A 16261-nucleotide genomic window follows, 5' to 3' on the forward strand; every position below is an offset into this window, starting at 1 on the left:
CGCGAGACCGAAAGCATGAAGGACGGCTCCGACGCCGTCTCCGACTGGCCCCTCCTCAACGCCCTCCTCAACACAGCGTCGGGCGCGACCTGGGTCTCGCTCCACCACGGCGGCGGCGTCGGCATGGGCTATTCGCAGCACTCGGGAATGGTCATCGTCGCCGACGGCACCGACGACGCCGCGCGGCGATTGGAACGAGTCCTGTGGAACGACCCCGCCACCGGAGTCATGCGCCACGCCGACGCGGGCTATGACGACGCGATCAATTGTGCGCGCGAACAGGGTCTGGACCTGCCGATGATCCCCCGCTGACCGCCACCAGTCCCCGTCATTGCGAGCGAAGCGAAGCAACCCAGCAGCGCAAAGACTGGATTGTTTCGCTCCGCTCGCAAAGACGGAAAGACCGCTTTCGACCCAATAGCGGCCTGACGACTTTTTGTTATAAGGCTCTGGTGAAAGCACTTGCATCGCCTTCCTGACCATGCCCATTTGCGCAAATCTCGAAAAATATGATGCTCGGTAGCGGGCGGCCACGGAGAAGCAATATGAAGCTCATCACCGGTTTTTATGCTGCGGGCGTGGCGCTGCTTACAATCCCGGCAGCCGCCCTCGCCGGAGGTATTGCCTATGATTGCGATACAGCCGCCGATCATTTCTCCGAACTATCGCTGCCCGCTGGTGGCGGGCCGTTTAAAGTTACCGGGAAGGTTCAGTTGAACAGTCTTGCTGTAAGCTCGACTTTCATCCCCATCGCGCGAATCCAAGTGGCCTCGGCCGCCACACCAGGCCACCCACCCAAGATGTTTGCAGGGTTTTCTATCTCGGCGTTGCCCGTGGACCCAAAAAAAATGCCTTCCGGAGAAGCGTCAATCCAAATGCTGAGCTACAATTTCAACGGCAAGGACGACGAAATTCTGCCGCTCTCGCTGATGACGAAGCCGGGCACCGTGCAGTCCTTCGAATTGTCCTACGACCTCAGCAAGGTTTCCGTGAACCTCGGGAATGAAGCGAAGAGCTTCTTGTTGAAGGATGCTGATCCGGTGGTTCGCATCGTCTGCTCTACAGGCGAGTTCCTATTCACGGATTTAACGATAACGCCTCTCCGGTAAAGAACCGGTGGGCAGTCGACGATGCGCACCCGCCTCTCGATCTGCGCCGCCAAACACCGCTACCCCACCGCGAACGACGCCCACCTCGCCGCCGCCGCCGCGACCATTGCGCTTCGCCCCTACCGCTGCGACCGCTGCGGCGCGTTTTACCTGACCAGCCGCACCAAGGGCAAGCGCGTCCCCCGCCCGGACGTTGCCCGGTCAACCCCGTCATCCCGGCGAAAGCCGGGACCCCGGTCGGTGAAGAGCATCGTTCCCACCCCTCACGGGATTCCGGCTTCCGCCGGGACGACGCTTCCCCCTCCCCTGTAATTCCTCGCTCGCTTCTGCCACACCGCGCCCCATGATCACCCTTGCTCCCGGCGCCGTCACCCTCGCCCAACTCCGCACTCTGTGGAACGGCGCGCCCGCCCGCCTCGCCCCGTCCGCCCTCGCCGACATCGACACCGCCGCCGCCTCGGTCGAACGCATCGTCGCCGGCGGCGCGACGGTCTATGGCGTCAACACCGGCTTCGGCCTCCTCGCCCAGACCCGAATCCCCGCCGATCGCCTCGCCGACCTCCAGCGCAACCTGATCCTGTCGCACAGTTGCGGCCTCGGCGAGCCACTCCCCCGCGCCACCGTCCGGCTGATGATCGTGCTGAAACTGATCGGGCTCGGTCGCGGCCACTCCGGCGTCCGCCGCACCGTCATCGACGCGCTCCAGTCGCTGCTCGATGCCGACGCCATGCCCGTCATCCCGTCACAGGGCAGCGTCGGCGCCTCGGGCGACCTCGCCCCGCTCGCCCACATGGTCGCGACGCTGATGGGCGAAGGCCGCATCGACCTCGCCGGCGAAACCCTCCCCGCCGGCGAGGCCCTCTCCCGGATGAACCGCGCACCGCTCACGCTTGGCCCCAAGGAAGGCCTCGCGCTCATCAACGGGACGCAGGCCTCGACCGCGATCGCGCTCGACGCGTTGTTCCTCGGCGAGCGGGTGTTCGCCGCCGCGCTCGGATCGGGGGCGATGGCGGTCGATGCCCTCAAAGGCAGCTGCGCCCCGTTCGACTCCCGTCTCCACGAATTGCGCGGCCAGCCCGGCCAGATCACCGTCGCGCGGCGCCTCCGCGCCCTCCTCGACGCCAGCGAGATCGGGACCAGCCACCATGATTGCGACCGGGTGCAGGACCCCTACAGCTTCCGCTGCCAGCCCCAGGTGATGGGCGCTTCGCTCGACCTCCTGGTCAACGCCGCGCGCACGCTGACCATCGAAGCCAACGCCGTCACCGACAACCCGATCCTCTTCCCCGGTTCGGACGAAGCCATCTCCGGCGGCAATTTCCACGCTCAGCCGGTCGCCTTCGCCGCCGACATCATCGCCATGGCGCTATGCGAGGTCGGCAGTCTTAGCGAACGCCGCACCTCGGTCCTCGTCGACCCCACCATGAGCCGCCTCCCCGCCTTCCTCACCGACGACGGCGGCTTGAATTCGGGGCTGATGATCCCGCAGGTCACCGCCGCCGCGCTGGTCAGCGAGAACAAGAGCCTCGCCTTCCCCGCCAGCGTCGACTCGATCCCGACCAGCGCCGGGCAGGAAGACCATGTCTCGATGGCCCCGATCGCCGCGCGCAAGGCGGTGCGCATCGCCCACAATGCCGCGGGGGTCATCGCGGTCGAGCTCATCGCCGCCGCGCAAGGACTCGATTATCACCGCCCGCTCGTCACCAGCCCGGCGCTCGCCGCGCTCCACGCTCGCGTCCGCGCGCTCTCGCCCCACCTCGACACCGACCGCTACTGGGCCGACGAAATGGCCGCGATCCAGGCCGCCGTCCTCGCCGGATCGCTGGCCGACCTAACCGTCCTCGACTAGCGCCGCCGCGCCTTCGCAGGCCCGACCCGCGCCCACGCCTGCGTCTTGCAGATCAACCCGCCGAACGCGCACCCTTTCACCTCGAGTGACCGCGGCCCGGTCAGCCGAAACTCGCCCTCGGCATGGACATTGCGGTCAGCGACGAACACGTCCCCGCGCGCCAGCTCCCCGCCCCATCCTCCGTGCTCAAAGTCGACGGCATCGCCTCCTCGCTCAGCGCGCGCAGCATCGCGGTATCGTCGACCAGCGTCCGCGCCACGACATGGATGATCTCCTCGTCGCGCTGGACCATGCCGTGCACCGCCATCAGCCGCGCCCCCATCACCACCTTGCGCTGCGCCGCGAACGCATCGGGCCAGATCACCAGGTTGGCGATCCCGGTCTCGTCCTCCAGCGTGATGAAGCACACCCCCTTCGCGCTCCCCGGGCGCTGGCGGATCAGCACCAGCCCCGCGAGCGACACCCGCCGGCCATATTTGAGCTTGGCCAACTGGTCCGCCGTCGTGAACCCGCGCGCGTCATAATGGTCGCGCAGGAACTGCATCGGGTGCGCTTTCAGCGACAGCCGCACCGTCTGGTAATCGGCCACCACCTGCTCGCCGAGCAGCATCGCGGGAAGCCGCACCACCTCGGTCTCCCACCCCTCGTCGCGTGCATCGGCATGGGCGAACAGCGGCAGGTCCGGCGCGCCTTTCAGAGCGCGCGAATCCCACAAGGCCGCCCGCCGATCGAGCCCCATCGACCGAAACGCATCGGCCTCGGCCAGCTTGCTCACCGACGCGACATTCGCCCCCGAGCGACGGCGCAATTCCTCGACGCTGGCGTAAGGCACATCCCCCCGCGCGCCAACCACCCGCGTCGCCGCATCGAGCCTGAGCCCCTCGACCATCCGCAACCCCAGCCGAAGCGCCTCTCCCCCCCTCCCTTCCAGGGAGGGGCGACTCAGCGCAGCTGAGCGGGGGTGGGTAGGGAGCGCAGCGAGCCGGTCCGACCGTCGCGCCAGCTCGCTTCGCTCGTCACCCACCCCCAGCCCCTCCCTGTCAGGGAGGGGAGCTTCGAGCGTACAATCCCACTCACTCGCATTCACATCGACCGCCCTTGCCTCCACCCCATGGTCCCGCGCGTCGCGCACGATCTGCGCCGGCGCATAAAACCCCATCGGCTGCGAGTTGAGCAGCGCGCACGCGAACGCCGCCGGATACTTCCACTTCAACCAGCTCGACACGTACACCAGGTGCGCGAAGCTCGCCGCGTGGCTCTCGGGAAAGCCATATTCACCGAACCCCTTGATCTGGTCGAAGCAGCGCTGCGCAAACTCGGGATCATAGCCCCGCTCGACCATCCGCCCGACCATCTTCTCCTGCAACAGCTCGATCGTCCCGCGCGATCGGAACGTCGCCATCGCCTTCCTCAACTGGTTCGCCTCGGCCGGGCTGAACTTCGCCGCATCGAGCGCGATCTTCATCGCCTGCTCCTGGAAGATCGGCACCCCCAAGGTGCGCCCGAGGATCTTCTCGAGCTCGTCGGCCTCGCCATGCTCGGGCGCGGGACACGGAAAAATCACCGGCTCGCGTCCCTGCCGCCGCTTCAGGAACGGGTGTACCATGCCGCCCTGGATCGGCCCCGGCCGGACGATCGCCACCTCGATCACCAAATCGTAGAAACAGCGCGGCCTGAGCCTCGGCAGCATGTTCATCTGCGCCCGGCTCTCGACCTGGAACACCCCCAGGCTGTCGCCCTTGCACAGCATGTCGTACACCCCCGCCTCGTCGCGCGGCACGCTCGCCAGCTCCCACCGCTCGCCATGATGCGCCGCGATCAAATCGAACGCCTTGCGAATACAGGTCAGCATTCCCAGCGCGAGCACGTCGATCTTGAGGATCCCCAGCTCCTCGATGTCGTCCTTGTCCCACTCGATGAAGGTGCGATCCGCCATCGCCCCGTTGCCGACCGGCACCGTCTCGATCAGCGGCCGTTCGGTCAGGATGAACCCGCCGACATGCTGCGACAGATGGCGCGGCATTCCGATCAGCTGGCTTGCCAGCGCGACCACGCGCCGCAAATGCGGATCGGAAAAATCGAGCCCCGCCTCGCCGACCCGTTCCTCGGCGATGTGGCCTTCCATGCTCCCCCAATGGGTCGCGGCGATCGCAGCGGTGACATCGTCCGACAGCCCCATCACCTTGCCGACCTCGCGGATCGCCGAGCGCGGGCGATAATGGATCACCGTCGCCGCGATCCCGGCGCGGTCGCGGCCATATTTCTGATAGATGTGCTGGATCACCTCCTCGCGCCGCTCATGCTCGAAATCGACGTCGATGTCGGGCGGCTCCTTGCGCTCTTCCGAGATGAAGCGCTCGAACAATAGCGAGTTGGTCGACGGATCGACCGCGGTCACCCCCAGGCAGTAACACACCGCGCTGTTCGCCGCCGACCCGCGCCCCTGGCACAGGATCGGCGGATCGAGCGAGCGCGCGAAATCGACGATGTCGTGCACCGTCAGGAAATAGCGCGCGAAATCGAGCTTTTCGATCAGCGCCAGCTCATGCTTCAACTGCTTGATGATCTTCGGCGGCACCCCCTCGCGCCAGTGCCGCGACGCCCCGATCCACGTCAGATGTTCCAATTGCGCCTGCGGAGTCCGCCCCTGCGGCACACTCTCGCGCGGATATTCATATTTCAATTCATCGAGGCTGAAGTCGATCGCATCGGCAAACGCGCGGGTTGCCGCAATCGCATGCGGCCACCGCGCGAACAGCCGCGCCATCTCCGCCGGCGACTTCAGATGTCGCTCGGCATTGGCATCGAGAATGTACCCCGCCTGCGCCAGCGTCACCTTCTCGCGGATACAGCTCATCACGTCCTGCAGCGGCCGCCGCTCGGGCGCGTGATAATGAACATCATTGGTCGCCAGCAGCCCGAGCCCGTGCGCGCGCGCCATCCGGTCGATCCGCTCGATCCGCGCCAGATCATCCCCGCGATAACGATGCGCCGCCGCGACATGCGCCATCCCCGGCAGCGCCGCGACCAGCGCCGGCAACGCCGCCTCGAACGCGTCCAGATCCTCCCCCGGCATGGCGATGAAGGCAATGCCTTGCGCGTGGCTCGCCACCTCGGACAGCAGCAAGTCGCACTCCGCCTTGGCGCAGCGCATCTTGCCGAGGCTCAGCATCCGCGACAGCCGCCCATAGCCTTCGCGATCCTTGGGATAAGCCAACAGCGCCGGAGCATCCGCCGGCTCGACCCGGCACCCGATCAGCGGCCGCAACCCCGCCCCCTTCGCCGCGCTGTGCAGCCGCACCACCCCCGCCAGCGTGTTGCGATCCGCCACCCCGATCGCGTCCATGCCATGCTCGAGCGCGGTCAGCACCAGCTCGATCGCATCCGACGCCCCGCGCAGGAACGAGAACGGCGTCGCTACCCCCAGCTCGACATAATCCGCCCGCGCGACCGGCGGCGGCGGCAGCTCGTCGTGCAGCACCAGCTTGCGCCGCGCGAACCCGGTCGATTCAGGCATGCGTCATCCCGGCGAAAGCCGGGACCCCGGTCGGCAAGAGAATCCTCACCCGAACACCCCGTGCACATACCACTCCGGCGCGCCCCCGCGCCCGTCGCCGATCACCCCTTCGCGAAAGATCCAGAAGCGCCGCCCGGCCGCATCCTCGACCCGGTAATAATCGCGCAGCCGGGTCCCCCCCGGCTGCCGCCACCACTCGGGCGCGATCCGTTCGGGCCCCTCGACCCGCGCGATATCATGCACCCCCCGCCGCCACGTAAACCGCCGCGGCACCCCCTCGGGTGTGGCATAAACCACCCCGATCGCCTCGGGCCGATCAAGCAGGCGCTGTGGTCTCACTGTCATTGCGAGCCCCGCAGGGGCGCGGCAATCCAGCCCTTCCCCCTCGACCGCCCCCAGCCACCCGCTCGCCCGCTCCGGCAAATGACTCGCCCGCGCCTGCGGCCGCCGCACCCGCTCCGCGCCCAGCCGCACCGTCAACCGGTCGACCAGCCGCGCCAGTTCCAGCTCCCGCGCCGGCTCGCCGATCAGCGCGTCCTGCCCCGCCGCCAACGGCTCGCACCACGTCGCGGTCAGCGCGAAGGCGTCGATTCCGAAACCCGGGTCGATTGCGCCGACCCGCTCCGCCAGCAGCCGCACGAGATGCGCCGCATCGCGCGTCGGCAGCGAGGTCTCTGCCTCGACCTCGCCGACCTCGCCATCGACCCGCCAGGCGGTCAGCGCGATGCGCCGCGCGCCAAGCCGGCGGGCGGCCAGTTCCTTTGCCAGTGGCCCCGCCAGCCGCGCCAGCGCACCCGCCATCACCGCCGGATCGTCGACCGGTTCGGCTAGCCGCAGCGTCGCCCTCGGCGGCGGCGCCACCGCCAGCGCGGTCAGCGGCTCGGGCTTGCGCCCCAGCGCGCGGTCGAGCGCATCCAGGGGATTATCCGCCTCGCGAAACCGCCGCGCCAGCGACCGCCGCGGCACCCCCGCCAGCGCCCCCACGGTTTTCAGCCCAAGCCGGTAAAGCGTGTGATTAGCTTCCGGCGACAGGCGAAGCGCGGCAACTGGAAGCCCCGAAAGATCTTCCCTCTCCCCTTGCGGAGAGGGGCGCGTCGAATACCGCGCCAGCGCCCACGCCGCCCCCGCGGTCCCCGCCACCGCCACGCGCGTCGTCAGCCCCATTGCCTCGAACCGCGCCTCGACCTCGGCCGCCAGCGCCGCCTCACCGCCGAACAGATGCGCCACCCCGGTCACCTCCAGCCGCACCCCGTCGGCGCCATCGACCTCGACCAGCGGCGACCATCTTCCCGCCCAGCGCGCCAATCGCGCCACCAGCGCGGCGTCCCCCGCCGCATCGGCCGCAACCGCCACCAGCCCCGGATTGAGCGCGCGCGCATCGGTCAGTCGCATCCCCCGCCGCGCCCCGCCGCCCGCCGCCGCCTCGGTCATCGCCACGATCAGCTGGCCATGCTGCGCCTCCTCGACGAGCGCTACGACCAGCTCAGGCGCGTTTCCACTCGTCCGCCGCCACCGCTCGATCGGCAGCAACGGCCACCACACGCTCAAAATCCGCCGCTCCGTCACCACCCGCGCTCCAGCATCTCGGCCACCGCCCCGGCGCCGCTCCCCGCGCGCGGAACAGCTCGGCATCCCACGCCGCCGCGCCCGGCGCGCGCGGGTCGAATTCGTGGGCCAGCGACGGCGCACTTGCGACCCGCCAGCGCATCCGCGCCCCGCTCAAATTCGCCGTGCCCCCGAACCGCACCAGCCACGCCGGCACCCCCGACCGCTCGGCCGCGACCGCGAGCCGCCGCGTCGCGGTAAAATCGAGCGCCCTGGGATCGCCCCACAGCTCGCCAATCACCCCGCCTAGCGCCGAACATCGAAGCCCCTCCTCCATCGCCCACAGCGCGGCGCGGGCATCGCGCGCCTCGACATGGATGAGGTCCGGCCCAAAACCCTGCGCGCCCAACCCCCGCGCGCCCAGCCCCGGCGGATAGATCCGCCCCGCCTCGAGGATCGCCATCCGCTCCTGGACCCACAGTAACGGCCGCTCGCGGGAAAGCTGGCCGAGCTGGGCGAGCAGGAACCCGGTCGCCCCGCCGTCCCTCGGACTTGCGGCGAACAGCTCGCCAAGCGTCGGCTGGGCGGGCACCGGCAAGGCGCACAGCTCCCCCTGCTCCCGCTCGGGGGCCAGTTCGGAAGGCGGCCAAAAGGCTCCGCCGCCGACCAGGGAAAGACCTGTCGCCACACGACTCGCACCGTTATCGTTCTAGTTTTGTTCTCATACCCCGACTCAGGTGGGGGGAGTCAACGGGAGTCTGAAATATCCCAATTCCGGGGGGATCAGGCCTTCTCGAAATCCTTCAGGAACCGCGCGATCTCGTCCACCACCCTCTCGAGCACCGGGCGCGACACCGCGAACGCCATGTGGCTGGCGTCGATCTCGACCGAGCGATCGGTCTCCTCCGGCGTCCCGCGCGCCGCCGCCGGCGCGACGATCCCGTCCCGCCGCGACCAGATCGCCAGCGTCGGTACCGGCGGCTTGTCGGTGATCCTGGGGAACGGCGGCTCCTCGACCTTGTGCCCGGCGACCCACTCGTACAGCCCGCGCACATTGGTGTTGGTCCTGACGTCCCCCGAAAAGGGCGAGCCCAGCGTCACCACCGCGCGCACCTTGTCCGGATGCGTCCGCGCCAGCTCGCGCGCGAACAGCCCGCCAAGGCTCCACCCGACCAGCAGCACCTTGCGCAGGTCATGCACCACTTCGAGCCGCCGCCCGAGCTGCTCGAGCGTGTCCGCCCGCGCGCCCTTGTTGGTCCCCAATTCCCACGGATAGGTCCGCCACCCGCCGCGCGCGAGCCCGCGGCGCAACTCCATCGTCGTGCGATCGTCGGCCAGGAACCCCGGCAGCACCAGCGCCGGCGGCCCATCTTCGGGCCCGCGCGGCCCGAGCGGCCCGAGCCCGGCCAGCGCGCGCGGCAAATGCCACGCCCACTCGGCGGCGCGCAGCCAGCCCGACGGCGCGACATGGTCGGGATCGATCTGCCCGACCTTCGCCTCGGACCCGGTCTTCGCCTCAGGCTCATCGGCTACAGGAATTCGCCGCCCCCCATCATCGCCCGCAGCGCCTTGGGCAACCGCACGCGCCCGTCCGCCGTCTGGTGATTCTCGAGCAGCGGCACCAGGATGCGCGGGCTCGCCAGCGCGGTGTTGTTGAGCGTGTGCGCGAACCGCACCTTCCCGTCGGCATCGCGATACCGCAGGTTGGCCCGCCGCGCCTGCCACTCGTGCAGCGTCGAACAGCTATGCGTCTCGCGATACTTGCCAAGGCTCGGCACCCAGCTCTCGATGTCGTTCATGCGATACTTCCCAAGCCCCATGTCCCCCGTCGAAGTCTCGATCACCTGGTACGGAATCTCGAGCTCCGACAGCAAATGCTCGGCCAGCCCGAGCAGCTTCGCGTGCCATGCCGCCGACACCGCCTCGTCGGCCTCGCAGATCACATAGGCCTCGACCTTGAGGAACTGGTGGACGCGAAGCAGCCCGCGCACGTCGCGCCCCGCGCTCCCCGCCTCGCGCCGGAAACACGGCGACAGCCCGGCATAAGCAATCGGCAGGCTCGCCCCATCGAGGATCTCGCCCGAATGCAACGACGTCAGCGCGATCTCGCCCGTCCCCGCCAGATAAAGATCATCCGCCGGCACCGCATAGGCCTCGTCCTCGTGCCCCGGGAAATGCCCGGTGCCGACGAACGCGGCGTGCTTGGCCAGCGACGGCACGGTGATCGGGGTGAACCCGGCGGCGGAAACCTCCTGCAGCGCCCACGCCATCAGCATCGTTTCGAGCAGCGCCAGCCGCCCCTTGAGGCAATACATCCGCGATCCCGACACCTGGACGATCCGGCTCAATTCGGCCCAGTCGTTCTGCTCGATCAGCGCGACATGGTCCAACGGCTCGAACTCGAACGAGCGCACCTGGCCCTCGGTGCGAATGACGACATTGCTGTCCTCGTCGGGCCCGACCGGCGCCCCTTCCCACGGGATTCCGGGGAGCCGCAGCATCATCGCACGAAGCTCGTCCTCCCGCGCCGCGCTCTCGGCCTCGATCGCGCTCGCCCGCGCCCCGGCTTCCTTGGCCCGCGCGCCCAATGCCGCTTTCTCCCCCGGCGCGGCATCCTTGAAGCTCGCGCTGATCGCATTGCGGGTCGCGCGCAGCGTATCGACCTCGGTCTTCGCCCCCCGCACCGCCTCGTCGAGCGCCAGCAGCGCATCGAGATCGACCCCGACCCGCTTGTCACGGATGGCGCGTTCGACGTCGGCGCGATTGCGCTTGATGAAATCCATGCTCAACATGGAGCGCGTCGTGCGATAAACCGCCGCCCTACGCAACACCCCGCGTGGTCCGCGCTTCCCCGTTCACCCTTCGCCCGCTAAGGCCCGCCCCATGGCATCCGGACTCATCGCCCTGTTCGACGACATCGCGGTCATCGCCCGCTCCGCCGCCGCCAGCCTCGACGACATCGCCGCCGCGACCGCCACCGCCGGCACCAAGGCCGCCGGCGTGGTCATCGATGACGCCGCGGTCACCCCGCGCTACGTCGCCGGCCTCTCCCCCGATCGCGAACTGCCGATCATCGCCAAGATCGCGGTCGGCAGCCTGCGCAACAAATTGCTCGTCCTGCTCCCCATCTCGCTGCTCCTCTCGGCCTTCCTGCCGTTCGCGATCACCCCGCTGCTGATGCTCGGCGGCGCCTACCTCGCCTTCGAAGCGACCGAGAAGCTGGTCGAACTCGCGCTCCACGATCACCACGACGAAGTCGAACTCGCCGAGTGCGACACCCCCGAGGAGCTCGAAGCGCGCCAGGTCGCCGGCGCGATCCGCACCGACCTCATCCTCTCCGCCGAAATCATGGCGATCGCGCTCGCCAGCCTCGCCGGCCGCACCATCGTCAACCAGGCGATCATCCTCGCCATCGTCGGGGTCGCGATCACCGTCGGCGTCTATGGCGCGGTCGCGCTGGTCGTGAAGCTCGACGACATCGGCCTCCACCTCGCCCGCCGCGGCACCCCCTTCGCCCGTCGATTCGGGCTCGCGCTGGTCCACCTCGTGCCGTGGCTGCTGACCGGCCTGTCGAGCATCGGCACCGCGGCGATGCTGTGGGTCGGCGGCGGGATCCTCGTCCACGGCATGGACGAGCTCGGCTTCGACGCGATCCCCCACGCCATCCACGACCTCGCCGCCAAGCTCGCCGGAAACCACATCGCCTCGGGCCCGCTCGAATGGCTCGTCAACGCCCTCGCCGCGGCGCTCGTCGCGCTGGTCATCGGAGGCCTGCTCGTCCTCGCGCTCCACCTCGCCCGCAATTCCCGCCAAAGCGGGAACCCGGCTCCTCAGCCACCGGCAAGTTGAACCCGCTGCTCGTCTTCGTCGGCGGCGGCCTCGGCGCGCTGCTGCGCTATGCCGCCGGTCGCGCCGCGATCCTTGCCGGCTGGGCACCCCCGCTCGCCACGCTCGGCGTCAACATCGTCGGCTGTTTCGCGATGGGGCTGCTCGCCGGCTGGTTCGCCGTGCATGGCAGCAGCGAGGGCGGCGGACCCGCGAGCGTCAAGATCTTCCTCGTCACCGGGCTGCTCGGCGGCTTCACCACCTTCTCCGCCTTTGGGCTCGACACGCTGACATTGTGGCGCACCAGCCCGGCCCACGCCGCCGCTTACGTCGCCGCCTCGGTGATCGTGAGCCTGCTCGCCGTATTTCTAGGCTTCAGCCTCGCCCGCTAGCCGATCGATCACCACCGCCAGCTCGCGATCGCGCGCCGTCACTCCGCCCGCATCGTGCGTCGTCAGCCGGAAATCGACCCGGTTCCACACGCTGGTGAACTCGGGGTGATGGTCGACCTTCTCGGCGTGCAGCGCGACCCGCGCCAGGAACCCGAACGCTTCCGAAAAGTCCTTGAACCGGAAACTCTTGGACAGCGCGTCCCCACGCTCCTCCCAGCCGCTCATTTCGCACCGCACGGCTTGGCAGTCTGCGCGCTTGCCATGATCGGCAGCAAATGCGCCAGCGTCCCCGCCTCGGCCAGTTCGCGCCCCGGCTTGAGCGCTTCGGGGCTCGGCTGGGTTGCCGCCACCGCCGCCGCAATCAACACATCTGTCATCGGATGAACCTCCTGCTCGCCGCCCCGCCGCCCCCTCTAGCCGCGCGCCGCAAACTTGCCTACCGCTCGCCGATGATGCGCTCTTCCAATCGCAAGCCGCTCATCGTCGGGATCGGCGGCACCGCCACCCCCGGCTCCTCGACCGAGCAGGCGCTCGCCCTCGCGCTCGTCGCCGCGACCAGCGCCGGCGCCGACACCCGCATGTTCGGCGGCGAGTTCCTCTCGCGCCTGCCCCATTTCCTCAGCCCCGGCACCGAAGGCTCGCCCGACGGCGCCGAGCTGGTCGATGCGGTCCGCCTGGCCGACGGCCTCATCATCGCCAGCCCCGGCTACCACGGCTCGATCTCGGGGCTCGTCAAGAACGCCATCGACTATCTCGAAAAGACCGCGCGCGACCCGCGCGTCTACCTCGACGGCGTCCCTGTCGGGCTGATCACCACCGCCTACGGCTGGCAGGCGACTGGCAGCACGCTCGCCACCTTGCGCTCGATTGTCCATTCGTTGCGCGGCTGGCCGACCCCGCTCGGCGCCGGGATCAAGACCGTTGCCGGAATGTTCGAGGGGGGCAACTGCTCCGACCCCGCCGCCGCCGCGCAGCTCGAGCTCGTCGGCCGCCAGGTCGTCCAGTTCGCCACCATGCACATCTCCGACCCCAGCACGACCGAGACCGGCGTTACCCCCACCTGACCGTCCCCCCACCTAACAATCACTGCGCCCCGCCGCGCGCCGCCGCGCCTCACCCCTCGCCAGCCGCTCGGGCATCGCGTCCCACCCCTGGTCGTCGTCCTGCCCCGGAAGCTGCGGCATCGGCCCCTCGCCCTGCCACACCCAGCCCGGCTCGAGCACCAGCTTGCCGACCTCGATCCCGCCCAGCCTGCGGCGCTCCTGCATGATCAGCTTGCGCGTCCGCCACAATTTCTCGAGCAACCGGTCGGGCAGATCCTCTTTCTCGCCGTCGCTCATCGCCGCCGCGCGCTCGGCGAACACATCGACCGCAGCGCCCTTCGCCCCCACCTTGGCCCGCCCCAGCGGCATCTTCGCCACCGCCATCCGCTCGGCGTTCGACATCGGCGGAAGCGCCACCTCCCCTTCCGCCAGCAACTCGTCGACGTCATAGGCGCGCGCCGCCTGCGCGATCAGCCCGGCCTGGATCCGCACCTGGCCGACCTCCATCGCCAAGTCCCACGCCGCGGCAAAGCGCGCGTCCTTCAACCGCCGCTTCGACACCGCCGCTTTCGAGAACCCCGCCACCGACGCCGCCACCGCCATGTTGGCGCAGTTCGCCATCGCGACCAGGAACTGCCCCTCCGCCTTGGCCGACCAGCGCCGCGTTCCGACCCGCGCCAGCTTGACCCCCGACGCCGTCATCCGCGGCCGCAGCCCCATCGCCGCCGCCGCCGCTGCTGCGGATATCGCCCCCGCCGAACCATCATCCTTGGCCCCGATCGCTTCCGGAGCAGCCAGCACTGGAGTCACGACCACCGAAACAGCCGGCGCCACCACCCCGCTCGCCCGCGCCTCCCGCGCGCTCAGCACCGCCGCCCACTGTTCCCGAAACCCGGCGTCGCGCGTCTTGCGCCGATAGACCCCCGTCACATCGATCCCGGCGATCTCGGCCGACGCCCCGACATTCCCCGTCACCGCCAGCGCGCTCAGGAACGGGGCGATCCACACTGGTTCAGGGACGAGGCGAATTTCCCCCTTCTTCCGCCCCCGCGGCATTCACCGAGCCCCAGTCCGGATCGTTCCCGCCCCGATCCGGCCGGCATCAACATGCGCCAGCCACTCGCGAGCCGCCGTCAAATGCGCCTCCTCGCTGAACGGAGGAGAGGACGGTCCCGGCGGTAACCGCTGTTTATCCATCGCCGCCCGCTGCGCCGGAGTCGGCTTCCCCCGCACCGGCCGCGAATAACAAGCCGGCTTGTGACTGAAACAATCGAACATCCCCATCTCCCCCTCGAGTCGTGGAGATTACATAACCATATAGGTTAGCAAAAGCAAGCATTATCTGCGCAAACTCCCTCCCTGGAAGGGAGGGGTCGGGGGTGGGTAGCGACGCGGCAACCCAGCACTCCCCGTCATCACGACCCCCGCAGGGGCGCGGCAAACCAGCCTACATCTCGCGCGCCGTTAGATAGGTCGATCCAACCAGCAGCCGTCCCTCGTCGAACGACAGCACCACCTCCGGCCCATCGAGCTTCGGCGCCAGCCGCCTAAGCGCCGCGCCGTTGACCGCGATCGGCGACACCCAGACGCCGCGAGCCGGAACGTCGATCGCGATCTCGCTCGACCGGATCGAGACGCCATCGCGCGATTCAATGATGACCAGGTCGGGCTCGGGCATGATCCCCTTGCGCCGCAGCGCCACGCGCGTCCGCGCGAGGTTGATCGCCGCGACGAATGGCGCCTTCTCGACCCACATCACCCAGCTCGCCGCCTGCATCTCAGGCATCGTCGGCCTCGACCGCCACTTTCCTGCCCCGCTTGGCTGGTTTCGCTGATCCGAAGCGCGGGATTTGATAGTCGGGGCGAAGCCAGCGGATGGTCCCGGCGGCTTCCTCGGCGGCGCGTTCGTGATTGAGCGCGACAAGGCGGGTGATGATTTCGGACGGGGCAAGATCGGCTGGCCAGCCGTAGGCAGCGGCGACGGCGGCATCGAGTTCATCGTGCAGCTTGGCGACGGTCCCGGCACGCGCGCGGGTGGCGCGCTCCTCGGTAACGAAATCGAGTGCCGCGCCGCCGCGCTTCAGGTCGCGCAAATTGTAGATTTCGGTCATTGTCAGCCCCGGCACCTCGGCCAGCGCCGCTTTGCGCCTAGCGTCGAGTTCTTCGGCGACGCAGGCGATTCTCCCTCTTTGAGAGGAGGTGGGGTCGGGGAAGGGGAATGAGTCGAAGACTTTGGATTTGGAGTAGCGGGAGTCGTTGCCAATGCCGAGCCATCCCCCGGCACGGAGCGCCCATTCAGTATGAATTGAGGATTGCACAATCCCCAAGTGGAAAGAACTATCGATAGCAAAAACGATGATCATATTGTCAGGCAAAATGCTGACGTCAAGAAACTGAAATACCCGGTGTTTCGAAGTTTCAACAGTCGCGATGTAACGAACCAAACCGTGAAGAGCGGGGCGTATATCGCCTCTTGGCTCACCGAAAATCCACCAGTTATCCTTATACGTCTGCCGGTTATTATACTTGCGGCCGGTAGGCTCCCATTTTTGGGTCTTTTTGTTTAACACTTTATAATCCCAGACGCGGGAAAGGAGGTGCTCATAAACTTCGGGAAAGCGCTGACGAACGTCGACTTCATTCAAACCGAAAAGATCGATCACCCATAGATTACGCGAACGTTGAAGCGCATCGCGCCCATTGAGGTAAGGTCGAATGTGGGTTTCGAGCCCTTCGCGTCGTCCGAGCCCCAGCATCTGCGCTTCGAGGAAAGAGATTAGAAAACCATCGCCGTGAAGCTTCACGCCCGCCGAACAAAGTCCATGATTGGCCTGTAGTGGACTAGGGTCAGGACTCGTTGATCAGAGCCAGAAGATGACGGTGGCGGCGAGGGCGATGGCGGAGAGGAAGACGGTCGGGCATCGATCGTAGCGAGTGGCGACGCGGCGCCAGTCCTTGAGGCGGCCGAACATGATCTCGAT

The 16261-nt window shown here is 68.3% G+C and carries 16 protein-coding genes and 2 pseudogenes; 7 read left to right on the forward strand and 11 right to left on the reverse strand.

What is annotated here, in order from left to right; genetic code table 11:
* The 4 genes and pseudogenes from Q0R27_RS10125 to hutH form a co-directional block, all read left to right on the forward strand.
* Nucleotides 1-312, forward strand: a pseudogene (locus Q0R27_RS10125) (urocanate hydratase); the annotation flags it as partial.
* Nucleotides 313-545: 233 nt separating this feature from the next.
* A complete protein-coding gene (locus Q0R27_RS10130) occupies nucleotides 546-1109 on the forward strand; it encodes a hypothetical protein (RefSeq protein WP_293944031.1) in 564 nt (187 codons plus the stop codon).
* Between the two features lie 21 nt (nucleotides 1110-1130).
* Nucleotides 1131-1421 carry a hypothetical protein gene (locus Q0R27_RS10135; RefSeq protein WP_293944033.1) on the forward strand — a complete coding sequence of 97 codons (291 nt, stop codon included), beginning with the start codon at nucleotides 1131-1133 and terminating at the stop codon, nucleotides 1419-1421.
* Between the two features lie 31 nt (nucleotides 1422-1452).
* The gene (hutH, locus tag Q0R27_RS10140; RefSeq protein ID WP_293944035.1) at nucleotides 1453-2958 is read left to right on the forward strand and encodes a histidine ammonia-lyase; all 1506 of its coding nucleotides are present in this window, start codon (nucleotides 1453-1455) and stop codon (nucleotides 2956-2958) included.
* Nucleotides 2959-3058: 100 nt separating this feature from the next.
* On the opposite strand, the gene Q0R27_RS10145 is transcribed toward hutH, so the two are convergent.
* The 5 genes from Q0R27_RS10145 to serS form a co-directional block, all read right to left on the reverse strand.
* Entirely contained in the window at nucleotides 3059-6475 is a 3417-nt protein-coding gene (locus Q0R27_RS10145) for an error-prone DNA polymerase (RefSeq protein ID WP_293944037.1), read from the reverse strand.
* 45 nt (nucleotides 6476-6520) lie between these two features.
* Nucleotides 6521-8017, reverse strand: coding sequence for a DNA polymerase Y family protein (locus Q0R27_RS10150; protein ID WP_293944039.1), 1497 nt, complete (start codon nucleotides 8015-8017; stop codon nucleotides 6521-6523).
* Nucleotides 7959-8618, reverse strand: coding sequence for a hypothetical protein (locus Q0R27_RS10155; protein WP_293944041.1), 660 nt, complete (start codon nucleotides 8616-8618; stop codon nucleotides 7959-7961). Before Q0R27_RS10155 ends, Q0R27_RS10150 begins: the two co-directional genes overlap by 59 nt.
* 185 nt (nucleotides 8619-8803) lie before the next feature.
* On the reverse strand, nucleotides 8804-9442 hold the full coding sequence (locus Q0R27_RS10160) for an alpha/beta fold hydrolase (RefSeq protein WP_293944043.1): 639 nt from the start codon (nucleotides 9440-9442) through the stop codon (nucleotides 8804-8806).
* Between the two features lie 107 nt (nucleotides 9443-9549).
* Nucleotides 9550-10812 (reverse strand): serine--tRNA ligase, encoded by a 1263-nt coding sequence (gene serS / locus Q0R27_RS10165; protein ID WP_293944045.1) that lies wholly within the window; start codon nucleotides 10810-10812, stop codon nucleotides 9550-9552.
* Nucleotides 10813-10903: 91 nt separating this feature from the next.
* Here serS and Q0R27_RS10170 point away from each other — a divergent pair, with 91 nt between their 5' ends.
* Both Q0R27_RS10170 and crcB read left to right on the forward strand, forming a co-directional pair.
* Nucleotides 10904-11869 (forward strand): DUF808 domain-containing protein, encoded by a 966-nt coding sequence (locus Q0R27_RS10170; RefSeq protein ID WP_293944047.1) that lies wholly within the window; start codon nucleotides 10904-10906, stop codon nucleotides 11867-11869.
* Complete coding sequence (gene crcB, locus Q0R27_RS10175) at nucleotides 11866-12237, forward strand: fluoride efflux transporter CrcB (protein ID WP_293944049.1); 372 nt, start codon at nucleotides 11866-11868, stop codon at nucleotides 12235-12237. The genes Q0R27_RS10170 and crcB overlap by 4 nt, the downstream gene beginning before the upstream one ends.
* Here the strand turns inward: crcB and Q0R27_RS10180 are convergent.
* Together Q0R27_RS10180 and Q0R27_RS10185 are read right to left on the reverse strand one after the other, a co-directional pair.
* Nucleotides 12214-12462 (reverse strand): 4a-hydroxytetrahydrobiopterin dehydratase, encoded by a 249-nt coding sequence (locus Q0R27_RS10180; protein ID WP_293944051.1) that lies wholly within the window; start codon nucleotides 12460-12462, stop codon nucleotides 12214-12216. The genes crcB and Q0R27_RS10180 overlap by 24 nt on opposite strands.
* Nucleotides 12459-12614 (reverse strand): hypothetical protein, encoded by a 156-nt coding sequence (locus tag Q0R27_RS10185; RefSeq protein ID WP_293944053.1) that lies wholly within the window; start codon nucleotides 12612-12614, stop codon nucleotides 12459-12461. The genes Q0R27_RS10180 and Q0R27_RS10185 overlap by 4 nt, the downstream gene beginning before the upstream one ends.
* Before the next feature lie 72 nt (nucleotides 12615-12686).
* Between Q0R27_RS10185 and Q0R27_RS10190 the strand changes: the two genes are divergently transcribed.
* Nucleotides 12687-13301, forward strand: a complete 615-nt coding sequence (locus tag Q0R27_RS10190) for an NADPH-dependent FMN reductase (RefSeq protein WP_293944060.1) — start codon at nucleotides 12687-12689, stop codon at nucleotides 13299-13301.
* Nucleotides 13302-13313: 12 nt separating this feature from the next.
* Here the strand turns inward: Q0R27_RS10190 and Q0R27_RS10195 are convergent, their stop codons facing one another.
* From Q0R27_RS10195 to Q0R27_RS10210, 4 genes and pseudogenes are all read right to left on the reverse strand, one after another.
* Nucleotides 13314-14336, reverse strand: coding sequence for a hypothetical protein (locus Q0R27_RS10195; protein WP_293944055.1), 1023 nt, complete (start codon nucleotides 14334-14336; stop codon nucleotides 13314-13316).
* Between the two features lie 391 nt (nucleotides 14337-14727).
* Complete coding sequence (locus tag Q0R27_RS10200) at nucleotides 14728-15066, reverse strand: hypothetical protein (protein WP_293944057.1); 339 nt, start codon at nucleotides 15064-15066, stop codon at nucleotides 14728-14730.
* A complete protein-coding gene (locus Q0R27_RS10205; protein ID WP_293944058.1) occupies nucleotides 15059-16084 on the reverse strand; it encodes a hypothetical protein in 1026 nt (341 codons plus the stop codon). Before Q0R27_RS10205 ends, Q0R27_RS10200 begins: the two co-directional genes overlap by 8 nt.
* A 57-nt stretch (nucleotides 16085-16141) precedes the next feature.
* A pseudogene (locus Q0R27_RS10210) lies at nucleotides 16142-16261 on the reverse strand (IS5/IS1182 family transposase); the annotation flags it as partial.

It is taken from the genome of Sphingomonas sp. (assembly GCF_025362505.1).
Lineage (GTDB): Bacteria > Pseudomonadota > Alphaproteobacteria > Sphingomonadales > Sphingomonadaceae > Sphingomicrobium.

Coding starts and splice junctions, on each gene's coding strand:
- Q0R27_RS10130 (WP_293944031.1), top strand. CDS start 546: ATGAAGCTCATCACCGGTTTTTATGCTGCGGGCGTGGCGCTGCTTACA.
- Q0R27_RS10135 (WP_293944033.1), top strand. CDS start 1,131: ATGCGCACCCGCCTCTCGATCTGCGCCGCCAAACACCGCTACCCCACC.
- hutH (WP_293944035.1), top strand. CDS start 1,453: ATGATCACCCTTGCTCCCGGCGCCGTCACCCTCGCCCAACTCCGCACT.
- Q0R27_RS10145 (WP_293944037.1), bottom strand. CDS start 6,475: ATGCCTGAATCGACCGGGTTCGCGCGGCGCAAGCTGGTGCTGCACGAC.
- serS (WP_293944045.1), bottom strand. CDS start 10,812: ATGTTGAGCATGGATTTCATCAAGCGCAATCGCGCCGACGTCGAACGC.
- Q0R27_RS10170 (WP_293944047.1), top strand. CDS start 10,904: ATGGCATCCGGACTCATCGCCCTGTTCGACGACATCGCGGTCATCGCC.
- Q0R27_RS10180 (WP_293944051.1), bottom strand. CDS start 12,462: ATGAGCGGCTGGGAGGAGCGTGGGGACGCGCTGTCCAAGAGTTTCCGG.
- Q0R27_RS10185 (WP_293944053.1), bottom strand. CDS start 12,614: ATGACAGATGTGTTGATTGCGGCGGCGGTGGCGGCAACCCAGCCGAGC.
- Q0R27_RS10190 (WP_293944060.1), top strand. CDS start 12,687: ATGATGCGCTCTTCCAATCGCAAGCCGCTCATCGTCGGGATCGGCGGC.
- Q0R27_RS10195 (WP_293944055.1), bottom strand. CDS start 14,336: ATGCCGCGGGGGCGGAAGAAGGGGGAAATTCGCCTCGTCCCTGAACCA.
- Q0R27_RS10200 (WP_293944057.1), bottom strand. CDS start 15,066: ATGCCTGAGATGCAGGCGGCGAGCTGGGTGATGTGGGTCGAGAAGGCG.